This window comes from Streptomyces sp. NPDC037203 (genome assembly GCF_055605065.1).
Map to the genome: position 1 here is coordinate 736,219 of NZ_JBVJUC010000002.1, position 21,721 is coordinate 757,939.

At 72.3% G+C, this 21,721-nt stretch carries 16 protein-coding genes; 5 read left to right on the forward strand and 11 right to left on the reverse strand.

Annotated elements, in window-relative coordinates:
- Positions 1 to 6 precede the first annotated feature (6 nt).
- The 5 genes from ACZ7EC_RS07800 to ACZ7EC_RS07820 all read left to right on the forward strand — a co-directional run bounded on the left by ACZ7EC_RS07800 (position 7) and on the right by ACZ7EC_RS07820 (position 10,286).
- On the forward strand, positions 7 to 912 hold the full coding sequence (locus tag ACZ7EC_RS07800; RefSeq protein ID WP_471059219.1) for a sugar ABC transporter permease: 906 nt from the start codon (positions 7 to 9) through the stop codon (positions 910 to 912).
- A gap of 144 nt (positions 913 to 1,056) precedes the next feature.
- A complete protein-coding gene (locus ACZ7EC_RS07805; protein WP_471059221.1) occupies positions 1,057 to 2,769 on the forward strand; it encodes a glycoside hydrolase family 13 protein in 1,713 nt (570 codons plus the stop codon).
- Positions 2,770 to 2,904: 135 nt separating this feature from the next.
- A complete protein-coding gene (locus ACZ7EC_RS07810) occupies positions 2,905 to 4,278 on the forward strand; it encodes an alpha-amylase (protein ID WP_471059222.1) in 1,374 nt (457 codons plus the stop codon).
- Between the two features lie 193 nt (positions 4,279 to 4,471).
- The gene (pulA, locus tag ACZ7EC_RS07815; protein ID WP_471059224.1) at positions 4,472 to 9,889 is read left to right on the forward strand and encodes a pullulanase-type alpha-1,6-glucosidase; all 5,418 of its coding nucleotides are present in this window, start codon (positions 4,472 to 4,474) and stop codon (positions 9,887 to 9,889) included.
- A gap of 34 nt (positions 9,890 to 9,923) precedes the next feature.
- Positions 9,924 to 10,286: a 5-carboxymethyl-2-hydroxymuconate Delta-isomerase gene (locus ACZ7EC_RS07820; protein WP_471059225.1), complete on the forward strand. Its 363-nt coding sequence runs from the start codon at positions 9,924 to 9,926 to the stop codon at positions 10,284 to 10,286.
- A gap of 88 nt (positions 10,287 to 10,374) precedes the next feature.
- Here ACZ7EC_RS07820 and ACZ7EC_RS07825 read toward each other — a convergent pair whose 3' ends face one another.
- The 11 genes from ACZ7EC_RS07825 to glnII form a co-directional block, all read right to left on the reverse strand.
- Complete coding sequence (locus tag ACZ7EC_RS07825) at positions 10,375 to 11,091, reverse strand: TetR/AcrR family transcriptional regulator (RefSeq protein ID WP_471059227.1); 717 nt, start codon at positions 11,089 to 11,091, stop codon at positions 10,375 to 10,377.
- 84 nt (positions 11,092 to 11,175) lie between these two features.
- On the reverse strand, positions 11,176 to 12,225 hold the full coding sequence (locus tag ACZ7EC_RS07830) for a PDR/VanB family oxidoreductase (RefSeq protein ID WP_471059228.1): 1,050 nt from the start codon (positions 12,223 to 12,225) through the stop codon (positions 11,176 to 11,178).
- On the reverse strand, positions 12,225 to 13,139 hold the full coding sequence (locus ACZ7EC_RS07835) for a metal-dependent hydrolase (RefSeq protein ID WP_471059230.1): 915 nt from the start codon (positions 13,137 to 13,139) through the stop codon (positions 12,225 to 12,227). Before ACZ7EC_RS07835 ends, ACZ7EC_RS07830 begins: the two co-directional genes overlap by 1 nt.
- Positions 13,140 to 13,240: 101 nt before the next feature.
- Positions 13,241 to 15,166, reverse strand: coding sequence for a hypothetical protein (locus ACZ7EC_RS07840; RefSeq protein ID WP_471059232.1), 1,926 nt, complete (start codon positions 15,164 to 15,166; stop codon positions 13,241 to 13,243).
- A 211-nt stretch (positions 15,167 to 15,377) separates the two neighbouring features.
- On the reverse strand, positions 15,378 to 15,884 hold the full coding sequence (locus tag ACZ7EC_RS07845; protein WP_471059234.1) for a tetratricopeptide repeat protein: 507 nt from the start codon (positions 15,882 to 15,884) through the stop codon (positions 15,378 to 15,380).
- 60 nt (positions 15,885 to 15,944) lie between these two features.
- Complete coding sequence (locus tag ACZ7EC_RS07850; protein WP_471059236.1) at positions 15,945 to 16,604, reverse strand: LuxR C-terminal-related transcriptional regulator; 660 nt, start codon at positions 16,602 to 16,604, stop codon at positions 15,945 to 15,947.
- A complete protein-coding gene (locus ACZ7EC_RS07855) occupies positions 16,589 to 17,848 on the reverse strand; it encodes a sensor histidine kinase (RefSeq protein ID WP_471059238.1) in 1,260 nt (419 codons plus the stop codon). Before ACZ7EC_RS07855 ends, ACZ7EC_RS07850 begins: the two co-directional genes overlap by 16 nt.
- 94 nt (positions 17,849 to 17,942) lie before the next feature.
- Entirely contained in the window at positions 17,943 to 18,992 is a 1,050-nt protein-coding gene (locus ACZ7EC_RS07860) for an NAD-dependent epimerase/dehydratase family protein (protein WP_471059240.1), read from the reverse strand.
- A 65-nt stretch (positions 18,993 to 19,057) separates the two neighbouring features.
- The gene (locus tag ACZ7EC_RS07865; RefSeq protein ID WP_471059241.1) at positions 19,058 to 19,711 is read right to left on the reverse strand and encodes a winged helix-turn-helix domain-containing protein; all 654 of its coding nucleotides are present in this window, start codon (positions 19,709 to 19,711) and stop codon (positions 19,058 to 19,060) included.
- 117 nt (positions 19,712 to 19,828) lie between these two features.
- Complete coding sequence (locus ACZ7EC_RS07870; RefSeq protein WP_259332457.1) at positions 19,829 to 19,951, reverse strand: hypothetical protein; 123 nt, start codon at positions 19,949 to 19,951, stop codon at positions 19,829 to 19,831.
- Between the two features lie 392 nt (positions 19,952 to 20,343).
- Positions 20,344 to 21,375 carry a glutamine synthetase gene (gene glnII / locus ACZ7EC_RS07875; protein WP_471059243.1) on the reverse strand — a complete coding sequence of 344 codons (1,032 nt, stop codon included), beginning with the start codon at positions 21,373 to 21,375 and terminating at the stop codon, positions 20,344 to 20,346.
- Positions 21,376 to 21,721 lie beyond the last annotated feature (346 nt).

Consider the following 21,721-nt stretch of genomic DNA (forward strand, 5'->3'; position numbering starts at 1 on the left):
GCCGCCATGAGCACCACCACCCTCGCAAAGCCGGCCGACGCACCGGCCCCCGCCGCGAAGCCCGCCCGCCAGGGCCGCCGACCGGGCGAGCGCGGCCCCCTCGGCACCGTCCTGCTGCACGCCGGCCTCATCGTCGCGAGCCTCGTCGCGCTGGCGCCCGTGGCCTGGCTGGTCTACCTCTCGCTCGGGCCGGACAAGAACGACTACCTGCACCCCGGCGGCATCGCCGGGAAGATGAGCTTCTCCAACTACGGCTTCGTGCTCCAGCACACCGAGTTCTTCAGCTGGTTCAAGTCCACGATGATCGTGGCCCTCGGCACCACCGTCGTCGGCGTACTGCTCGCCGCGACCACCGGCTACGCCGTGTCCCGGATGCGCTTCCCCGGCCACAAGCAGCTGATGTGGGTCCTGCTGCTCACGCAGGCGTTCCCGATCGCCGTCCTGATCGTGCCGATGTACCAGATCTTCAGCGACCTGGGTCTCATCGACTCCTACTGGGCGCTGATCCTCGTCAACTGCACCACCGCGGTGCCGTACAGCGCCTGGCTGCTCAAGGGCTACTTCGACACGATCCCGATCGAGATCGACGAGGCGGGCCGGGTGGACGGCCTCACCCCGTTCGGCACCTTCTTCCGGCTGATCCTGCCGCTGGCCCGGCCGGGCCTGGCCGTCGCCGCGTTCTACAACTTCATCACCGCGGTCGCCGAGGTGGCCTTCGCGACCACCTTCATGCTGGACGACTCCAAGTACACCTTCGCCGTCGGCCTCCAGACCTTCGTCAGCGAGCACGACGCCGAGTGGAACTACATGGCCGCCACCGCGGTGCTGATCGCGATACCCGTCTCGGTGTTCTTCTACCTGGTGCAGAAGAACCTCGTCACCGGTCTCACCTCCGGCGGCACCAAGGGCTGACGCGCCCGCACCACCAGAGGCTCCCGCGCGCCTGGCCGCGCGGGTAGGCGGCCGCGGTGTCCCTCCGACCCCGCTGACATCGCGGCCGCCTCGCTCGAGCCGGGGGGTGCCCCCATCCCGAATTCCGTCACCACCAAGGAAGCCATGAGCCAGCAGCACACCGCCGCCCCGGCCACCGACTCCGCCACCGCCACCGTCGCCGGCCACCGCCGCGACTGGTGGCGGGAGGCGGTCATCTACCAGGTCTACCCGCGCAGTTTCGCCGACAGCAACGGCGACGGCATGGGCGACCTGGAGGGCGTACGCTCCCGCCTGCCGTACCTGCGCGACCTCGGCGTCGACGCGGTGTGGCTCAGCCCCTTCTACGCCTCCCCGCAGGCCGACGCCGGCTACGACGTGGCCGACTACCGCGCGGTCGACCCGATGTTCGGCACCCTGCTGGACGCCGACGCGCTGATCCGCGAGGCCCACGGGCTCGGCCTGCGCATCATCGTGGACCTGGTGCCCAACCACTCCTCCGACCAGCACGAGTGGTTCAAGCGCGCCCTCGCCGAGGGCCCCGGCTCCCCGCTGCGGGAGCGCTACCACTTCCGCCCCGGCAAGGGCGCGGACGGCGAACTGCCGCCCAACGACTGGGAGTCCATCTTCGGCGGCCCGGCCTGGACCCGTGTCACCGAGCCCGACGGCACGCCCGGCGAGTGGTACCTGCACCTGTTCGCGCCCGAGCAGCCCGACCTCAACTGGGAACACCCGGCGGTCGGCGACGAGTTCCGCTCCATCCTGCGCTTCTGGCTGGACATGGGCGTGGACGGCTTTCGCATCGACGTGGCGCACGGCCTGGTCAAGGCCGAGGGGCTGCCCGACCTCGGCGCGGGCGAGCAGCTGAAACTGCTGGGCAACGATGTCATGCCGTTCTTCGACCAGGACGGCGTGCACGCCATCTACCGGCAGTGGCGGACCATCCTCGACGAGTACGCCCCCAGCCTTCGGCCAGGGGAACCCCCGGAGCGAATCTTCGTCGCAGAGGCGTGGACCCCGACCGTCGAGCGCACCGCCAACTACGTCCGCCCGGACGAACTGCACCAGGCGTTCAACTTCCAGTACCTCTCGACGGCCTGGGACGCGGCGGAGCTGCGCGCGGTCATCGACTCCACGCTGGCGGCGATGCGCCCGGTCGGCGCCCCGGCCACCTGGGTGCTGTCCAACCACGACGTCACCCGGCACGCCACCCGCTTCGCCAACCCGCCCGGCCTCGGCACCCAGATCCGCACCGCCGGCGACCGCGAACTCGGCCTGCGCCGGGCCCGCGCCGCCACCCTGCTGATGCTGGCGCTGCCCGGCTCCGCCTACCTCTACCAGGGCGAGGAGCTGGGCCTGCCGGACGTCGTGGACCTGCCCGACGAGGTGCGCCAGGACCCCGCGTACTTCCGCGGCGCGGGTCAGGACGGCTTCCGCGACGGCTGCCGGGTGCCGATCCCGTGGACCCGCACGGGCCCGTCGTACGGCTTCGGCGACGGCGGCAGCTGGCTCCCGCAGCCGGAGGGCTGGGGCGAGCTGAGCGTCGAGGCGCAGACCGGGGCGGCCGGCTCCACCCTGGAGCTGTACCGCGCCGCCCTCGCCGCCCGCCGTGCCCAGCCCGGCCTGGGCGCCGGGGACACCCTGGAGTGGCTGCGCGCGCCCGAGGGCGTCCTGGCCTTCCGCCGGGGCGAGTTCGTGTGCGTCACCAACACCACGGGTGAGTCGGTGACCACCCCGGCGTACGGCCGAGTGCTGCTGGCGAGCGGTGAGGTGGCCGAGACCGGCGGCGAGGCGAAGGTGGCCGCCGACACCACCGTGTGGTGGACCGCGGCGGTCTGACGCCCCGTGTGAAATTTCTTGCATCAACTTCTCTTCGGCCCGCTGCCTTTTCCGGCAGCGGGCCTTTAACATCTGCGTCACCGCAAGGTTTCTGAAACTTTGCAGAAAGTACCTTCAGCGACGAAGGAACCCCACATGGTACGCAAGACCCTCTCGGGGGTGGTCGCCCTCGCGGCCGCCGCCCTTGTCATGACCCCGACGAGTGCCGCCGCCTCCCCACCCGGCACCAAAGACGTCACCGCCGTCCTGTTCGAGTGGAACTACGCCTCGGTGGCCCGCGAGTGCACCAGCACGCTGGGGCCCGCGGGATACGGCTATGTGCAGGTCTCGCCGCCCGAGGAGCACATACAGGGCTCCCAGTGGTGGACCTCGTACCAGCCCGTGTCGTACAAGATCGCGGGCCGGCTCGGCGACCGGAGCACCTTCAAGAACATGATCTCCACCTGCCACGCGGCCGGCGTGAAGGTCGTGGTGGACACGGTCGTCAACCACATGACGGCCGGCAGCGGCACCGGGACCGGGGGCACGCAGTACACCAAGTACAGCTACCCCGGCCTGTACTCGGACTCCGACTTCCACACCTGCCGGACACCGGTCGACAACTACCAGGACCGCTCGAACGTCCAGAACTGCGAACTCGTCGGCCTGGCCGACCTGGACACCGGCTCCGAGCACGTCCGCGCGACGATCGCCGGGTACATGAACGACCTGCTCTCCCTCGGCGCCGACGGCTTCCGCATCGACGCGGCCAAGCACATCGCCGCCGCCGACCTGGCGAACATCAAGAGCCGGCTGACCAACCCCGGCGTCTACTGGAAGCAGGAGGTCATCTACGGCGCGGGCGAGGCCGTCCAGCCCACCGAGTACACGGGCAACGGGGACGTCCAGGAGTTCCGCTACGCCTACGACCTCAAGCGCGTCTTCAACAGCGAGAAGCTCGCCTACCTGAACAACTTCGGCGAGGGCTGGGGCTATCTGCCCGGCAACGTTGCCGGGGTCTTCGTGGACAACCACGACACCGAGCGCAACGGCTCCACCCTGAACTACAAGGACGGCGCCAACTACACGCTGGCCAACGTCTTCATGCTGGCCTGGCCCTACGGCGCCCCGGACATCAACTCCGGCTACGAGTGGAGCGACGCCGACGCGGGCCCGCCGAACAACGGTCAGGTCAACGCCTGCTGGCAGGACGGCTGGAAATGCCAGCACGCCTGGCCGGAGATCAAGTCCATGGTCGCCTTCCGCAACGCCACCCGCGGGCAGCCGGTCTCCAACTGGTGGGACGACGGCGACAACCTGATCGCCTTCGGCCGCGGCGCCAAGGGCTATGTGGTCGTCAACCACGAGGGCACCACGGCCAACCGCTCTTTCCAGACCTCGCTGCCCGCCGGCACCTACTGCAACGTGCAGAACAACACCACGGTGACGGTCAACGGCACCGGCTGGTTCACCGCCTCGGTCGCCCCGAACACCGCGCTGGCGATCTACACCGGCAAGTCCTCCTGCTGAACCGGGAGCCGGCCCGCATCGCACCCCCATGGCGATGCGGGCCACTGCGGTTGAAATTTCTTTCCGCCTGTTTCAGGACTCTTGCTGCAAGCCTTTCGCGGGCGGTACGGTCGCGCGGGCGCCCGGCATCGAGGCCCGAGCCGCGGCCTCGGGTCGGCCCCGATCGAGCCGCCATCGCAAGGAGTTCTTGCCTGTGATACCAAGATGGCCGACGCCCGCACGGCGTCGCACCACCCACCGCAGGAGAGCCGCGGCCCTCGCCGTCGCCGCGCTCACGGCCGCACTCGTGCAGCCACTGGCCGCGCCCGCCGCGCAGGCCGCCACCCCGCCCCCGCCCCCGTCGGACACGGCCCTCGCGGCCCAGCCGGCCCGGCACGGCGACACCCACGAGCAGTTCTACTTCCTCATGCCGGACCGGTTCGCCAACGGCGACAAGGCCAACGACCGGGGCGGGCTCACCGGTTCGCGCATGACGACCGGGTACGACCCCACCGACGAGGGCTTCTTCCAGGGCGGCGACCTCAAGGGCGTCACCCGGAAGCTGGACTACATCAAGGGACTCGGCACCACCGCCCTGTGGCTGGCACCCATCTTCAAGAACATCCCGGTGCAGGGGACCGGCGCCAACGCCTCGGCGGGCTACCACGGGTACTGGATCACCGACTTCACCCGTGTCGACCCGCACTTCGGCACCAACCAGGACCTGAAGGACCTCATCTCCAAGGCCCACGCCAGGGGCATGAAGGTCTTCTTCGACGTCATCACCAACCACACCGCCGACGTGGTGACGAACCAGGAGAACTCCTCCGACTACCGCTCCAAGGGCGCCTACCCGTACCTCACCAAGGACGGCAGGCCCTTCGACGACGCCGACTACGCGGACGGCACCAAGAAGTTCCCGGCCGTCTCCGCCGCCTCCTTCCCGTACACCCCGCGGGTCACCAGCGAGTCCAAGGTCCCGGCCTGGCTCAACGATCCGACGATGTACCACAACCGGGGCGACTCCACCTTCGCCGGCGAGTCCGGCACCTACGGCGACTTCGACGGCCTGGACGACCTGTGGACCGAGCGTCCCGAGGTCGTGCACGGCATGGAGCGGATCTACGAGCGGTGGGTGAAGGACTTCGCCGTCGACGGGTTCCGCATCGACACCGCCAAGAACGTCGACCTGCCCTTCTGGACCCAGTGGGCCACCGCACTCGACCGCTACGCGGCGGCGCACGGCCGGAAGAACTTCTTCCTGTTCGGCGAGACGTACGACACCGACACCTCGGTCACCGCCCCCTACGTCACCCGCGGCCGCCTCGACGCCACCCTCGACTTCCCCTTCCAGCAGGCCGCCCGCGGCTACGCCTCCCGGGGCGCGAGCGCGCGGAAGCTGGCGGGCGTCCTCGGCGACGACTACAAGTACACGACCGACCGGGCCAACGCGTACGAGCAGGTCACCTTCCTCGGCAACCACGACATGGGCCGCATCGGGTACTTCCTGAAGCAGGACAACCCGAACGCCCCGGACGCCGAACTGCTGAAGAAGGACGAGCTGGCCAACGAGGTGATGTTCCTCAGCCGCGGCAACCCGGTCGTCTACTACGGCGACGAACAGGGCTTCACCGGGAACGGCGGCGACAAGGAAGCCCGCCAGACCATGTTCGCCTCCAAGGTGCCCGCCTACCTCGCCGACGACGAGATCGGCACCGACCGCACCCACGCCGACGACTCCTACGACACGAAGGCGCCGCTGTACCGGCAGATCGCCGGCCTCGCGGCGCTGCGCAAGGCCAACCCGGCCCTGACCGACGGCGTCCAGAGCGAGCGGTACGCCGCCGACGGCGCCGGGATCTACGCCTTCACCCGCACCGACGCCAGGAGCGGCCAGGAGTACATCGTCGCCTTCAACAACGCGAGTGAGGCCAGGACGGCCACCTTCGCGACCGGTTCGGCCGGGATGCCGTACCGGGGCGTCTACGGCGCGACCGGCAGCGTCAGCTCCGACGGCGAGCGCCGGGTCACCGTGACCGTCCCGGCCGAGTCCGCCGTCGTCTACAAGGCGTCCGGCCCGCTCGACAAGCCGGCCACCAGGCCGGCCCTCACCCTGGACGCCCCGGCCGCCGGCGCCACCGGCACGGTGACCGTCGGTGCCGACGTCACCGGCGGGCAGCTGAACCGGGTGGTCTTCGCCGCCCAGGTCGGCGACGCGAAGTGGCAGGTCCTCGGCTCCGCCGACCACGCGCCCTACCAGGTCACCCAGACCCTGAGCGGCAAGGTCCCGGCCGGTACCGCGCTGCGCTACAAGGCCGTCGTGACCGACAGCGCCGGACACACCGCGAGCGCCACGGCGCACAGCACCACCGGCGCCGTACCCGCGCCCGCCCCGCCCACCGCCTCCGCGCGCGACTACGTGATCGTCCACTACCAGCGCACCGACGGCGACTACGCCGACTGGGGCCTGTACGCCTGGGGCGACATCGCCGACGGCGAGGCCACCACCTGGCCGGCCGGGCACCCCTTCACCGGCCGGGACGCCTGGGGCGCCTTCGCCTACGTCAAGGTCAGGCCGGGCGCCTCGAACGTGGGCTTCCTGGTCGTGGACAAGAACGGGAACAAGGACGGCGACGCCGACCGGAGCATCGACGTCACCAAGACGGGTGAGGTCTGGGTCCAGCAGGGCAAGGACGGCGTCCAGACCCAGCGGCCGTCGTCGTACCCCGCGCCGGACACCACCAAGGCGGTCCTCCACTACCACCGCGCCGACGGCGACTACGACGGCTGGGGCCTGCACGTCTGGACGGGTGCCGCGAACCCCACCGACTGGTCGGCCCCGCTGAAGCCGGTGAAGACTGATGCCTATGGCGCCGTCTTCGAGGTCCCGCTCGCCGCGGGTGCCACCAGCCTCAGCTACATCATCCACAAGGGCGACGAGAAGGACCTCGCCGCCGACCAGTCCCTGGACCTCAAGGCCGACGGCTACGAGGTGTGGCTGTTGAACGGCCAGGACAAGCACCTGCTGCCGCAGCCCGCCGGCAGCGCCGCGGCCCTCGACCCGGCCACCTCGAAGGCGGTCTGGATCGACAGGGACACCGTCGCCTGGGACGGCGCCGACGGCGCCGCCTCCACCCAGCTCGTCTACTCCCACGACGGCTCCATCGCCGTCAAGGACGGGACCCTCACCAGCGACGACGAGCGCTGGCTGCGGCTGGAGAAGACCACCCTCACGGATGCCCAGAAGGCCAGGTTCCCCTATCTGAAGGACTACACGGCCTGGTCCGTGGACCCGCGGGACCGCAGTCGGGTGCGCGAGGCGCTCACCGGTCAGCTGGTCGCTTCCCAGCGCGCCGCCGATGGTGCCGTGCTCGCCGCGACCGGCGTGCAGATCGCGGGCGTCCTGGACGACCTGTACCCGACCGCCACCAAGGCCCGGCTCGGCCCGGTCCTCCACGGCGGAAAGCCGACCCTGTCCGTGTGGGCGCCGACCGCCCAGAGCGTCGGTCTGGAGATCGGGGGCCGGATCGAGCCCATGCACCGCGACGACACCACCGGCGTCTGGTCGCTCACCGGACCCGCGTCTTGGAAGGGCGAAACCTACCGGTACGTGGTCAGAGTGTGGGCGCCCAGCGTCCGCCGGATGGTCACCAACAAGGTCACCGACCCCTACTCGGTCGCCCTCACCGCGAACTCCGAGCGCAGCGTCGTCGCCGATCTGGACGACCCGTCCCTCGCCCCGAGCGGCTGGTCCACCCTGCGCAAGCCCGAGGCCGTACCGCTGAGGGACGCGCAGATCCAGGAGCTGCACGTACGGGACTTCTCGATCGCGGACAAGACCGTCCCGGCGAAGGACCGGGGCACCTACCTCGCCTTCACGGACAAGGACAGCGACGGCTCCCGGCATCTCAAGGAGCTGGCGAAGTCCGGGACGTCGTACGTGCACCTGCTGCCCGCCTTCGACTTCGCCACCGTGCCCGAGAAGAAGGCAGACCAGCAGAGCCCCGGCTGCGACCTCGCCGCCTACCCGGCCGACTCCGACCGGCAGCAGGCGTGCGTGGCCGCGAGCGCCGCGAAGGACGCCTACAACTGGGGCTACGACCCGTACCACTTCACCGTCCCCGAGGGCTCCTACGCCACCGACCCGGACGGCACCGCGCGCACCAGGCAGTTCCGGCAGATGGTGCAGGGGCTGAACCAGGACGGCCTGCGGGTCGTGATGGACGTCGTCTACAACCACACCTCGGCCAGCGGCCAGGCGGACACCTCCGTCCTGGACAAGATCGTGCCCGGCTACTACCAGCGGCTGCTCGCCGACGGCTCGGTGGCGAACTCCACCTGCTGCTCCAACACCGCGCCCGAGAACGCGATGATGGGCAAGCTGGTCGTGGACTCCATCGTCACCTGGGCCAAGGAGTACAAGGTCGACGGGTTCCGCTTCGACCTCATGGGCCACCACCCGAAGGCCAACATCCTCGCCGTCCGCAAGGCCCTCGACGCGCTCACCCTGAAGAAGGACGGCGTCGACGGCAGGAAGATCATCCTGTACGGCGAGGGCTGGAACTTCGGCGAGGTCGCCGACAACGCCCGCTTCGTGCAGGCCACCCAGGCCAACATGGCCGGCACCGGCATCGCCACCTTCTCCGACCGGGCCCGCGACGCGGTGCGCGGCGGAAGCCCCTTCGACGCAGACCCCGGCGTCCAGGGCTTCGCCTCCGGCCTCTACACCGACCCCAACGGATCGGCCGCGAACGGCACTTCGGCCGAGCAGAAGGCCCGGCTGCTGCACTACCAGGACCTGATCAAGGTCGGGCTGACCGGCAACCTCGCCAAGTACCACTTCACGGACACCGACGGCAAGGAGGTCACCGGCGCCGAGATCGACTACAACGGCTCGCCCGCCGGATACGCGGACGCGCCCGGCGACGCCCTCGCCTACGTCGACGCCCACGACAACGAGTCCCTGTTCGACGCCCTCGCCTACAAGCTGCCCAAGGACACGTCCGCGGCGGACCGGGCCCGGATGCAGGTCCTCGCGATGGCCACCGCCACCCTCTCCCAGGGCCCGTCCCTGTCGCAGGCCGGCACCGACCTGCTGCGCTCGAAGTCGCTGGACCGCAACTCCTTCGACAGCGGCGACTGGTTCAACGCCATCCACTGGAACTGCGCCGACGGCAACGGTTTCGGCCGGGGCCTGCCGATGGCGTCAGGCAACCAGGACAAGTGGGCGTACGCCAAGCCGCTGCTGGCCTCGGTCAGGGTCGGCTGCCCCCAGATCGAGGGCAGTTCGGCCGCCTACCAGGACCTGCTGAAGATCCGTACGACCGAGAAGGCGTTCGCGCTCGGCACGGCCGGCCAGGTGCAGAGCGAGCTGTCCTTCCCGCTGTCCGGCACGGACGAGACACCGGGCGTCATCACGATGAAGCTCGGCGACCTGGTCGTCGTCTTCAACGCCACTCCGGGGACCCGGCAGCAGACGGTCCCCGCCCTGGCCGGGACCGCCTACCGGTTGCACCCGGTGCAGGCGTCCGGCGCGGACCCGGTGGTGAAGACCTCCTCCTACGCGGCCGGCTCGGGCACCTTCACCGTCCCGGCGCGGACCGTGGCGGTCTTCAGGCGGGCGGCGCAGTAGGGTCGGGCCGTCCCCCCCCGGAACAGGAGTGCTCATGCCGCAGATCACCGTCGACCACACCCAGGTCTGGAAGGAGCCCGCGCAGGCCGGCGACTTCGTCCGGGAACTGCACGAGGCGGTCGTCGGGATCGCGGCGGCGAAGCCCGAGGCATGCAAGACGGTGCTCCGCGACGGGACCGCGGTGTACGGGTACGAGGGGACCGGGGAGCGGCGGCACGCCATCGTGCACGTGACCATCGGTCTCCTCGCCGGCCGCACCGAGGAGACGAAGGCGAGGCTCACGGAGACCGTGCTGGAACTGCTCGCCCGGCATGTGCGCCCCGAGGACGGGGTCACCCTGCACGCCTCGGCCGAGGTCCGCGACCTCGACCCGTCGTACCGGAAGTCCGACCGGTGACCGACCGCTAGGGTCTTTCGTTTGGATCAGGCCGGATCAGGGCGCGGTGCCAGGGCCCGCGAGCCCGGCAAGATCCAAACGAGAGGCCCTAGGAACCGAGCGAGACCAGCCGGCCGACGAGCTCCGCGAAGGGGCCGTCGGCCGGTTCGTTCTCGAGCATGGTGCGCAGCACGTCCGCCATGCCCTCGTCCCGTGCCGCGCTCACCGCGACCAGGGCGGCGAAGTCGTGCACCAGCTGGAGCTCCAGCTCCTCGCGCGGGATGCGGCGGCCGTCCAGCCAGATCAGCGCCGTGGACTCGGCGAGCGAGATCCAGGAGCGGATGACCAGCTCCAGGCGCGGGGGCGCCTCGGCGATCCCCAGATGGGAGAGCATCTGGTCGTACGCCGCCTGCCGCACGTCCTCGATCAGCGCGTTGGTGGCCGAGACGTGCTCCTTCTCGCGAGAGCCGGTCGCGGACACGGCCGGCCCGCCGCGCATCAGGGCCGAGAATCCGGGGCCGTACTCCTCCACGTGGGCGAAGAAGCGGTGCATCACATGCAGCAGCCGCTCGCCCAGCGGCCCCTCGTGCGGCTCGGTGAAGCGGGCCTTCAGCTCCTCGGAGGCACGCCGCAACGCGGCCTCGTACAGGCTGAGTTTGCCCGGAAAGTAGTGGTACACCAGCGGCCGCGAGATGCCCGCGGCCGCCGCTATGTCGTCGATGGAGACCTCGTCGGGCGAGCGGCGGCTGAACAGGTCGAGAGCGACACCGATCAGCTGCTGCCGTCGCTCCTCGACACCCATCCTGCGGCGCACCCCGGTACCCATACGAACACCTTACCGAGCGAATCCGGCCGCCAACGGTCCGGACCGGGGCCGGTGTTCACACCGGTGCCTCAGGGCATCGGTGCGTCACAGATCGAGCACGAGGCGTTCGCCGCGGGCCCGCGACACACAGATCAGCATCGAGTCGGCACGCTCCGCGTCCGTGAGCAGCTCGTCCCGGTGTTCCACCTCGCCTTCCAGCACCCGCTGCCGGCACGTCCCGCAGAACCCCTGTTCGCAGGAGTAGACGGTGCCCGGCAGCTCCCGGCGCACGGCGGCCAGCACCGAGGAGCCGGCCGGCACGCTCACCGTGCGCCCGCTGCGCCGCAGTTCCACCTCGAACGCGGTGTCCCCGTCCGCCGGAGCGCGCGGCGCGAACCGCTCCAGATGCAGCGCTGCCCCCTCGGGCACCCGCTCCGCCACCGCCTCCATCAGCCCCTCGGGACCGCAGCAGTACACCGCCGTGCCAGGCGCCACCCGTGCGAGCAGCGCGTCCAGGTCGGGCCGCCCGTCCTCGTCCTGTGCGACGAGCGTGAGCCGGTCCCCGGCCAGCTCGCGCACCTCCTCCAGGAAGGGCATCGAGGCCCGCGTCCGCCCGCAGTACAGCAGCCGCCACGCGGCACCCTCCGGCAGCGCCCGGAGCATCGGCAGCACCGGGGTGATGCCGATCCCGCCGGCGACGAAGACGTACGACCCGGCCTCGACCAGCGGGAACCGGTTGCGTGGCCCGCGCACCTCCAGCTCCATGCCCTCGGCCAGCTGCTCGTGCACCTCCCGCGAACCGCCCCGCCCGTCCGCCACCAGCCGGGTGGCGACCGTGTACGACGAGGTGTCCTTTGGATCCCCGCACAGCGAGTACTGCCGCACCAGCCCCGAGGGCAGCACCAGGTCCAGATGCGCCCCCGGCGTCCAGCGCGGCAACTCCGTGCCCTCCAGGCGCAGTCGTACGACGCCGTCGGCGATCGTCTCGTGCGCGGTGAGCAGGAGTCTGAGGGACCGCGAGCGCGGCCGGCCGGAGACCGGCGTCTCCAGCGAGGGCATCGGCCACAGCGGTGAGACCTCGACGCGGCGGCGCAGCGCGCTGCGGGTGAGCAGGGCGGCGCCCGCGACCAGGGCGACCGTACGCAGCTTGGGCATCAGGCGGCGCCCCGCACGGAGTGCTCCGCCCGCTCGGCGGCGAGCGCGGCGGGGGAGGCGGCCAGATAGGCGACGGCCCGCGCGGTGGAGAACTCGTGGGACGGGTGGTAGTCCCGGCCGAGATAGCGCGGGATGGACCGCAGCATGGCGCCGGTGCCGGGGAGCAGGCCCGCGCGACCGCGGGCGTGGAAGTCCTTGAAGGACGCCTTGGGGTCGGTCAGCGTCGGGTCGTTGGTCATGAAGAAGCGCACCCCGCGCTGCCACAGGAACAGCAGGGCGGAGAACGCGCTCGCCCAGGTGCGGGCCCGCCGCCGGTAGCTGCCGTCAAGGTGCGTGAACAGGTCGAAGGCGACCGAGCGGTGCTCGACCTCCTCCGCGCCGTGCCAGCGCAGCAGGTCCAGCATGGTGGGGTCGGCGCCGCGCCGGTCCAGTTCGGCCGCGCCGAGCACCCAGTCGCCGAGGAACGCGGTGTAGTGCTCGATGGCCGCGATCAGCGCCACCCGCTCCAGCAGCCACCAGCGGCGCGCCCGGCCCGGCGGCAGGGTGCGGTCGCCGAGCAGCTTCTCGAAGAACCAGTCGACCTGCGCGGTGTACGGCGTCGGGTCCAGGCCCTGGGCGCGCAGGTGCGGCAGCACCTCGTCATGGGACTGGGAGTGCATCGCCTCCTGTCCGATGAACCCGATGACGTCCTCGCGCAGCCGCTCGTCCGTGATCAGCGGCAGCACCTGCTTGTACACGTGCACGAACCAGCGTTCGCCGGCGGGCAGCAGCAGGTGCAGCACGTTGATGGTGTGCGTGGTGAACGGATCGCCGGGCACCCAGTGCAGCGGCGTGTCCTCCCACGAGAAGGACACGTTGCGGGCCTTGAGCGCGATGCGCTCGGACTCCACCGGCCGGGCCTGCTTATGAGACATGGCGTCAATGTACTGACGGGTAGACGCCCTGAGAAGGGGTGGGGCACGGGTTGTTTACGGTGGTGTCAGCAGCGCCTCGCCCCGCCCCACGCCCACGGGTCCTAGTGCAGCCCCTCGATCGCCCGGCCGCCCGCCAGCGTGCCCTTCAGCTGGGCCTGCGCTCCCTGAGTGGCCTTGGCGACCAGCAGCGAGCCCGGCGCGGACGCGGTGATCCCGCCGCTGGCGTGGATCGCCACCGTGTCCGGGGACCCCGCGGCCAGCAGGTACCAGTGCCCGCCGCGGGACTTCCACAGCACCCCGGCCAGCACATGCGGATCGCGCGGACCGCACGCCGCGGTGCCGGTGCCCTTCGCGGTGACCGCGCCGTAGCGGGAGCCGGGGACGCGGAACTGCGCCAGCGCGGCGGCGCCGTCGCCGCGCCAGGTCTCGGCGCGGGTGCAGGCCCACTGCCCGGCCCCGCTGCCGTCGGGCAGCGGCTGCTCCGCGAAGTCCCAGACGTTGACACCGCGCACGCCCGAGGAACGCTCGGTGGCCAGCGAGCAGGCGAACGGCGCCCACGCCTGGAGCCCTCCGGCGGTCGCGGCCTCGCCGGTGGCGCCGGGGCGGCCCGCGGTGAGGCGGGCCGGGACCAGCTCGCCGAGGTCGGTGGCGAGTTGGGTGCCGGATCCGCCGGTCACCTGGAGCACCGTCCAGGAGGTGCAATTGCCGGTCGCCAGGGCGGGGCTGGTCAGCGGGGCGGTGACGCCGCCGTGGACCGCGAGCGGGGTGGGTGCGGCGGCCGGCTTCATCAGGTCGCGGGTGGCCGCCTTCTTCACCCAGGGGGCCAGCAGGTACTGCACATTGCCGTCGGCGCGGCCGAGCACCAGGGCGCTCGCCTCGGCGCCGGTCGCGCCGTCCACCCGCGCGAAGTCCAGGGCGGCGCCCTGGGTGCCGTCGGCCGGTTCGGCGTAGCGGGCGATGCGCAGGCCGTCGTAGAGGATCACCACACGGGCCGCGTCGACCTGGCCCGCGTACAGCAGTTGGGGCGGGCCCGCCGGGCCACCGGTCTGGGTGCCGGGGGTGGCCGAGACCCGGACGTTGCGACCGGGCCGCGCCCAGACCGCGAGGGCGCGGCGCAGCAGGTCCTGGTCGCCGGTGAGCGGACCGCGCGCGGGCCAGGCCGAGAAGTCGGTCCGGGCCGCGGTGTGCCAGGCGGCGGGGGAGACGCGGGTCAGCTTCGCCGGGTCGAGGGCGGCCTGGGCGGCCGGGTTACCGGCGTAGGCGGGGGCGGCGGCGCCGTCCGGGCCCCAGCCGGAGTGCGGCAGCCCGAGCAGCGCCCCGCACACCGCGAGGGCGGCCGCGGCGCCGAGCGCGGCCTTGGTGTGCTGCCGGCGGCGGAGCAGGTCGGTGGGCCGGGCCTGGAGGGTGCAGGGGTCGAACTCGGGCGAGGACAGCAGGCCCGGCTGGGCGGGCACGCTGTTCGCCATGGCGAGCGCGCCGCCCGGATCGTCCACCCCGGCGGCGTCCAGGAGCTCGCGGACGTCGTCGTCGGAGAGCCCGTCCAGGCCGCGCAGGACGTAGGCGGCGCGGGCCGGTGCGGACAGCTTGGACAGCCGCTGGTCCAGGGCGAGTTCGTCGGCGCCGCCCGAGCGGGGGAGCAGCCGCAGGCCCCAGACGCGGGGCAGGGGCTGGGGCAGGGCCCGGCGCGGGCGCGCGGCGGTGAGGGCGGCGCGCAGGACGCGCTCGCGCAGATAGGCGTAGCCGGGGTCGTCCGGGCGGGCCGCAGGCTCCGCGGAGCCCCGGCGGGCGGGGGTACGGCCCGAGGACTGCGCCGGGATCCGGTCGGCCTGCTTGCCTCGGGGCAGGGCGCGCTGGGTGAGGGCGTGTGCGGTCAGCACCCGGCGCCCGCGGCCGAGGCCCGGCGGCAATACCAGATAGGCGAGCCGGACCAGCCGTGGGTAGTGCTCGACGAGCGTGGCTTCGGCCTGCTCGACGTCGGCCGGTCCGGAGGCGGGCGCGTGACGCTGGGCTACATCCTGTGACTGCACGTCCGGGAAAACGAGCGAGTCCTTGGTTGGTCACCGTCAAGCGCCGCGCCGGCGCGTCCGGGCGTCGGGTGCGGGCCGGTCCGGGACGCGGACCGGACGCGTCCGGTCCGCCGGAAGCGGCGCGTTCGGGCCCTCGGGCTCAGCGCGTTCGGCCTGCCGGTTCGGTGAGTTCAGGGAGGGGACGGGCGCCGCGGCCACGGAACCGGCCCTCTCAGATCTCCGGACCGGCCAACGTGCGCGCGTAGTTGGTCATCGACCGCTGGTAGCGCGGCAGATGGGCGGCCAGTGCCTCCAGCACCAGGGACAGGCCCTCGCGGTCGCGGCCGAGGCTGGACAGGCACAGCGCCAGGCAGGCACGCACCGCGTCGTCCAACTCGTCGCTCGGGCTGTCCAGTTCGGGGGTGAGGAGCCGCACGCCCTCCTCCGGCTGCCCGGTGTTGCGCAGCGAGCTCGCCAGCTGGATCCGGGCCCGCCGTCCCCGGTAGCCGTCGAGGCCGCGCGCCAGCGCCTCCCGGTACAGCGGCACGGCACGGTCCGAGTGCCCGGTCGAGTCGAAGGCGCAGGCCCGCTCGAAGGGGCCCCGCGGGCTGTCGCCGGGCAGTTCGGCGACGAGGCCGTCGATCAGGGCGCGGAACTCCGCCGCCCGCTCCTCGGGGTACTCGCCGCGCTCGAAGCCGGCCCAGGCGGCGTCCACCCGGTCTTCCCAGTCCTGGTTCACCGCGTCAGCCTCGCACACATGTGCCTTTGGGGTCGCCGGATTCGGGCCGGCGGCCGGCCCTCAGCGGGACCCGCCGTCGAGATACGCCAGCACCGCGAGCACGCGCCGGTTGTCGTCGTCCGACACCTCCAGGCCGAGCTTGCCGAAGATGTTGGAGGTGTGCTTGGCCACCGCCCGCTCGGTGACGACCAGTTGGGCGGCGATGCCCGCGTTCGACCGGCCCTGGGCCATCAGCTCCAGCACTTCCCGCTCGCGCGGGGTGAGCCGGTCCAGCGGCCGGTCCCCGGCCGGCCCGCCGCGGGCCAGCAACTGCTGGATGACCTGCGGATCCATCGCCGTACCACCCGCCGCGACCCGCCGTACGGCGTCCACGAACTGCTCCGCGTCGAACACCCGGTCCTTGAGGAGGTACCCGATCCCGCCCTCGCCGTCCGCGAGCAGTTCGCGCGCGTACAACTGCTCCACGTGCTGGGAGAGGACCAGCACCGGCAGCCCCGGCCGGGCGCGCCGGGCGGCCAGGGCGCACTGGAGGCCCTCGTCGGTGTGTGTGGGCGGCAGCCGTACGTCGACCACCGCCACGTCCGGCCGCGACTCGGCCAGCGCCCGCGTCAGTTCGGGGCCCGACTCGACGGCCGCCGCGATCTCGAAGTCGTACGCCTGAAGCAGCCGGACCAGCCCGTCGCGCAGCAGGAAGAGGTCTTCGGCTAGGACAACACGCACGGAATCTCCATGGTCACCATGGTGGGGCCGCCCGCGGGGGAGCTGACGGCCAGGACGCCGTCGAATGTACCGAGCCGCTTCTCGACCCCGGCGAGCCCGGAGCCGGCACCGACCGCGGCGCCGCCCCTGCCGTTGTCGGTGACCGTGATCCGCAGCCGGCCGTCGGTGTGGTGCAGATCCACCCATATCCGGTCGGCGCCCGCGTGCTTGGCCGCGTTGGTGAGCAGCTCGCTGACCGCGAAGTAGGCGGCCGACTCCACCGGCGGATCGGCGCGGCCCGGCAGCTCCACCGTGACCTCGGCGGGCAGCGGCAGCCGCAGTGCCAGTGCCCGCACCGCGTCGCCGAGTCCGCGCTCGGCGAGGACCGGCGGATGGATGCCGCGGACCAGGTCGCGCAGTTCCTCCAGGGCGTCCGCGGAGTTGCGGCGGGCCTGCGCGAGCAGTTGCCGGGCCTGCGCCGGGTCCTTGTCGAGCAGCATCTCGACGGTGCCGAGGTCCATGCCCATGGCGACGAGGCGGGCCTGGGCGCCGTCGTGCAGGTCCCGCTCGATGCGGCGCAGTTCGGCGGCGGAGGTGTCCACCGCGTCCCGCCGCGTCTCGGTCAGCACCCGGACCCGCTCGACGAGTTCGCCCTCGCCGTTGCCCAGCACCGCCCGGACGAGCCGGAAGTGCGCGGTCAGCAGGCTCGGCGTGAACCGCAGGGCGGCCCGCAGGACCACGAGGGCCAGCAGAGCCGCGACGATGGCACCGCCCTCACCGCTGACCGGGACGAACGCGTACCAGTAGGTGCCCCCCTGGGCATACGCCCGCCACAGTCCGAAGGGCAGCATCAGCCCCTCGACGGGGTAGAACAGCAGCACGGCCGGGAGCAGCGCGGTGAAGAAGCCCGCGGTCATGTCCACCGGCAGCCAGCGCAGGTCCCGCCAGGTCTGGGGGTCGCCGAGCATCGTGAAGGCACGGGTCCACGGGTTGGTGCCGCGCGGTATCGGCCGGTACGCCGCGCGGATCCGCACCCCGCACCACTCGGCCGCCAGCCTGCGGCGCACGTCCGCCAGGGCCCTGACTCCCGTCAGCACGAGGGGAGTCGTGAGCAGTCCGATGCCGAGCGGGATGAAAGCCAGGGAGAGCAGGGTCAGCACCAGGAACGCTATGCCGAAGGGCAGCGTGAGGAGGGCCAGCGCCAATCCCCGCACGGCGCAGAGCAGGGACTGCCGGGCCCGGTCACGCATGGTGTCGCTGTTCATACCGCGAGTCTGGCCGAGGCGCGGGGCACGGGTCACTGGTCCGGGCCCCCCTCTTCGGGTGGGGTTAGGTGCACCCCCGCTCGGGTGGTGCCGGCTACTTCCCCAGCCCTTCGCGGCCGCCAGCCGGGTAAGCGGCGCCGGGGACGCCGTCTCGCAGCACGGCCAGCACCTGCGCCTCCACCTCGGGCGCGACCCCGAGCGCGCGGCGGTCGGACTGCCGGGGCGGGGTGCCGCCGATGCCGGTCAGCCAGCGCCAGGTGTCCGCGACGGTCGCCGCCACCGGCCGGCAGACCAGCCCGGTGGCGAGCGCCCGCGACACATCGCAGCCGTGGGCGGCGTCGTACATCTCACTGCCCGGTGGCACCCACACCGGCAGCTCGGTCCACGGCTCGATCCCGGCGTCCAGAACCGTCCGCGGGTCGGCCCAGCACAGCTCGGCGTCCGCACCGGTGGCCGCGAGGCAGGCGTCGAGGAGCGCGCCCATGGTGGTGTGACCGGGCGGGCTCGCCAGGTCGTACGGGCCGCTCGACTCCTGCTCCAGGGCGCCGAGCAGCCAGTCCGCCAGGTCGCGGACGTCGATGTACTGGAGCGGCAGGTCGCGCGGGCCGGGCGCGAGGACGGGGCCCCCGCGGGCGATCCGGCTCAGCCACCAGGGCAGCCGGCCCACGTTCTCGTACGGCCCGAGGATCAGCCCCGCCCGCACCAGCAGCGAGCCGTCCGCGCCGAAGGACTCCAGCGCGGCCAGCTCACCGCCCCGCTTGTCCTGTGCGTACGCGCGCGGCTCCGCGTCCGCCGCGCCCTCGACCAGCGCGGCGCCCTCCCTGGGCCCGGCCGGCCAGGGCCAGGCGTACACCGAGCAACTGGAGACGTACGCGTACCGCCCGGCGCGGCCCCGCAGCAGGCGGGCCGTGTCCCGTACCGCGCGCGGGGCCGCCGACCAGGTGTCCACCACCGCGTCCCAGGCGCCCTCGGCGAGCGCGTCCAGTCCGCCCGGCGCGGTGCGGTCGCCGGTCAACGCCCTTGCTCCGGGCGGTGGCTGGCGGCTGCCGCGGTTGAAGACGGTCACCTCCCAGCCGCGCCCGACGGCGGCCTCGGCCACGGCGCGCCCCACGAACTCCGTTCCGCCCAGTACCAGAAGTCTCATACCGGGCAGCCTGCCCGGTCAGGCGGGGGGCGGTGCGGGGCTACGCCGAGGGCGGAAGCGGCGGTTCAGCGGCCGGTCGGCGGAATGTACTTGTAACCGACCCGGCGCACGGTCTGGATGGTCCGGCGGTGCTCGGCGCCCAGCTTGCGGCGCAGCCGGGCGATGTGGACGTCGACCGTGCGGCCGTCGCCGACATGGCCGTACCCCCACACCGTGGTGACCAGCTGGTCGCGGGTGTGCACCCGGTGCGGATGCGCCACCAGGTGGGCGAGCAGCTCGAACTCCAGGTAGGTCAGGTCGAGTTCGCGGCCTTCGATGAAGGCGGTGCGGCGCCCGGCGTCGATCCGCACCAGTGGTTCGGGGGCCGTCCGGACCGCCGCGGCCGCCCGGCCGGTACGGTCGGCGCCCGGCTGCACCGCGTGCCCGGCCTGTTCCGCCTGCCCGGTCTGGTCCGGCACCGCGACCGGCAGGAACGGCGGCTGCTGGTCGGCGGGGACCAGCACCAGGTAGCCGACCATCGGCGGGCGGCCGGGCAGGACGGGCAGGGTGTGCTGCGGTGCGGGCAGCCAGGTGGCGCCCGGCGGCAGGAAGTCCGCCACGTCGACCACCTCGTCCCGGTCGACGGCGCGCAGCCGGTGCCGGGCGGGAGCGTTCAGAGGGGTCGCGGAGGGGGCGGGAGCGGCGGCGGAGACGGGGGAGACGGAACGAGTGGTCGCCATGAGAGGTCAGCTCTTTCGCGCGAGAGGTTCGTCGGGAGGGACGGCGGCCGCGATTCGTGGTCGGGGCGCGCCGGGACGTACGTCGTTCCGCGCTGGCCGAAGGCCGGGGTTACGGCTTCACAGGGCCCGCGCGGATATCGCGCGACAACACACCCGGTCGAAGTCGTGATGCTGGCGGGAGGGCCAGAAGGGCTCGAGGTCGTGACGACCCGTCGCGGTGATCTTCTGGAAGCTGGCCATGCGCCCATTGAAGCAGAGGCGCGCGCCGGGCACGAGAGTCCTCTCACAGGTTGGACGTGTCATTGGCGTGAAGTCTGCGTTGCGAGGGCCTCGGGGGCCGTAGTCAAGCCCCTGATCAGCGAGTTGCCGGTGTGGAGAAGGCCGAATCGGTGTCTCGGTATGTGGACAGAGGTGGGCCGGGCATGGAGACCGGCGGGGGCTTCCGGGCACCGGTCGGGTTCCGCCGGCGCACACCCGCCGAGGCACACCGGCCGTACGCGCCGAGACGCACCCGGACGCACGCGCCGAGGCGCACCCGGACGCACGCGCCGAGCGGCACCGGACACACCTCAGGGGCGCCCGGCCGCGAACGGCGGGCGCCCCTGAGGGCCCTGACGGAGTTCCGGGGCGGATCAGACCTGGCCGGCCTTCTCCAGCGCCGTGCAGCAGGTGTCCACGATCAGGCGGGTCACCAGGTAGGGGTCGACGTTGGCGTTCGGGCGGCGGTCCTCGATGTAGCCCTTGCCCTCCACCTCGACCTGCCACGGGATGCGCACCGAGGCACCGCGGTCGGAGACGCCGTAGCTGTACTCGTCCCACGGGGCGGTCTCGTGCAGTCCGGTCAGCCGCTCGTCGATGCCGGCGCCGTAGTTCTTGACGTGGTCCAGCGGCTTGGAGCCCTCGCCCAGCGCCTCGCACGCGGTGATGATCGCGTCGTAGCCCTCGCGCATCGCCTTGGTGGAGAAGTTGGTGTGCGCGCCCGCGCCGTTCCAGTCGCCCTTGACCGGCTTGGGGTCGAGGGTCGCGGAGACCTTGAAGTCCTCGGCGGTGCGGTACAGCAGCCAGCGGGCCACCCACAGCTGGTCGGAGACCTCCAGCGGGGCGAGCGGGCCGACCTGGAACTCCCACTGGCCCGGCATGACCTCGGCGTTGATGCCGGAAATGCCGAGACCGGCCTTCAGGCAGTTGTCGAGGTGCGCCTCGACGACCTCGCGGCCGAAGATCTCGTCGGCGCCGACACCGCAGTAGTAGCCGCCCTGGGGGGCCGGGAAGCCGCCCTCGGGAAAGCCCAGCGGGCGGGTGCCGTCGAAGAAGGTGTACTCCTGCTCGATGCCGAAGACCGGCTGCTGCGCGGCGAACCGGGCGGCGACCTCGGCCAGTTCGGCGCGGGTGTTGGAGGCGTGCGGCGTCATGTCCGTGTTCAGGACCTCGCACAGCACCAGCACGTCGTCGCCGCCGCGGATGGGGTCCGGGCAGGTGAAGACCGGCTTGAGCACACGGTCCGAGGCGTGGCCCTCGGCCTGGTTGGTGGAGGAGCCGTCGAAGCCCCACAGCGGCAGTGCGTCGAGACCGGCCGGAGTGCCCGCGATGATCTTCGTCTTGGATCGGAGCTTGGCCGTCGGCGTGGTGCCGTCGATCCAGATGTACTCGGCCTTGAAGGTCACGGGGACACATCCTTCGGGGTGGTTCGGGCGCACTCGCGGGTGCCGTGCGGCGCCGTGCGCCGTCTGTCGATCTGCCCGGAAGCCTGTCAACAGGGCGTTTCCCGGCCATTGCCCTGATGTGAACCCCGTGTTACCTGGGGGTTTGTGTCCCGGATCACGGTTACGGCAGCGATGCCTGGCACTCCCGCCGCCGGGCGGCGGCAAAGCCCCCTCCCCCTCCTGGTACGCCCAGGCCACCGGCCTCGCCCGTACGCACCGGGTGTACGCCCCCGACATCGTCGGCGCCCCCGGCCTGAGCACCCCCGCCCCCGTCCGCGCCCGGACGCACGGGCGCCGCGCGCGCTCG

What these genes read in the sequence shown, in the direction of transcription:
- ACZ7EC_RS07800 (WP_471059219.1), top strand. Translation starts at nt 7, where the DNA reads ATGAGCACCACCACCCTCGCAAAGCCGGCCGACGCACCGGCCCCCGCC.
- ACZ7EC_RS07805 (WP_471059221.1), top strand. Translation starts at nt 1,057, where the DNA reads ATGAGCCAGCAGCACACCGCCGCCCCGGCCACCGACTCCGCCACCGCC.
- ACZ7EC_RS07810 (WP_471059222.1), top strand. Translation starts at nt 2,905, where the DNA reads ATGGTACGCAAGACCCTCTCGGGGGTGGTCGCCCTCGCGGCCGCCGCC.
- ACZ7EC_RS07820 (WP_471059225.1), top strand. Translation starts at nt 9,924, where the DNA reads ATGCCGCAGATCACCGTCGACCACACCCAGGTCTGGAAGGAGCCCGCG.
- ACZ7EC_RS07825 (WP_471059227.1), bottom strand. Translation starts at nt 11,091, where the DNA reads ATGGGTACCGGGGTGCGCCGCAGGATGGGTGTCGAGGAGCGACGGCAG.
- ACZ7EC_RS07830 (WP_471059228.1), bottom strand. Translation starts at nt 12,225, where the DNA reads ATGCCCAAGCTGCGTACGGTCGCCCTGGTCGCGGGCGCCGCCCTGCTC.
- ACZ7EC_RS07835 (WP_471059230.1), bottom strand. Translation starts at nt 13,139, where the DNA reads ATGTCTCATAAGCAGGCCCGGCCGGTGGAGTCCGAGCGCATCGCGCTC.
- ACZ7EC_RS07855 (WP_471059238.1), bottom strand. Translation starts at nt 17,848, where the DNA reads ATGAACAGCGACACCATGCGTGACCGGGCCCGGCAGTCCCTGCTCTGC.
- ACZ7EC_RS07860 (WP_471059240.1), bottom strand. Translation starts at nt 18,992, where the DNA reads ATGAGACTTCTGGTACTGGGCGGAACGGAGTTCGTGGGGCGCGCCGTG.
- ACZ7EC_RS07865 (WP_471059241.1), bottom strand. Translation starts at nt 19,711, where the DNA reads ATGGCGACCACTCGTTCCGTCTCCCCCGTCTCCGCCGCCGCTCCCGCC.
- ACZ7EC_RS07870 (WP_259332457.1), bottom strand. Translation starts at nt 19,951, where the DNA reads ATGGCCAGCTTCCAGAAGATCACCGCGACGGGTCGTCACGACCTCGAG.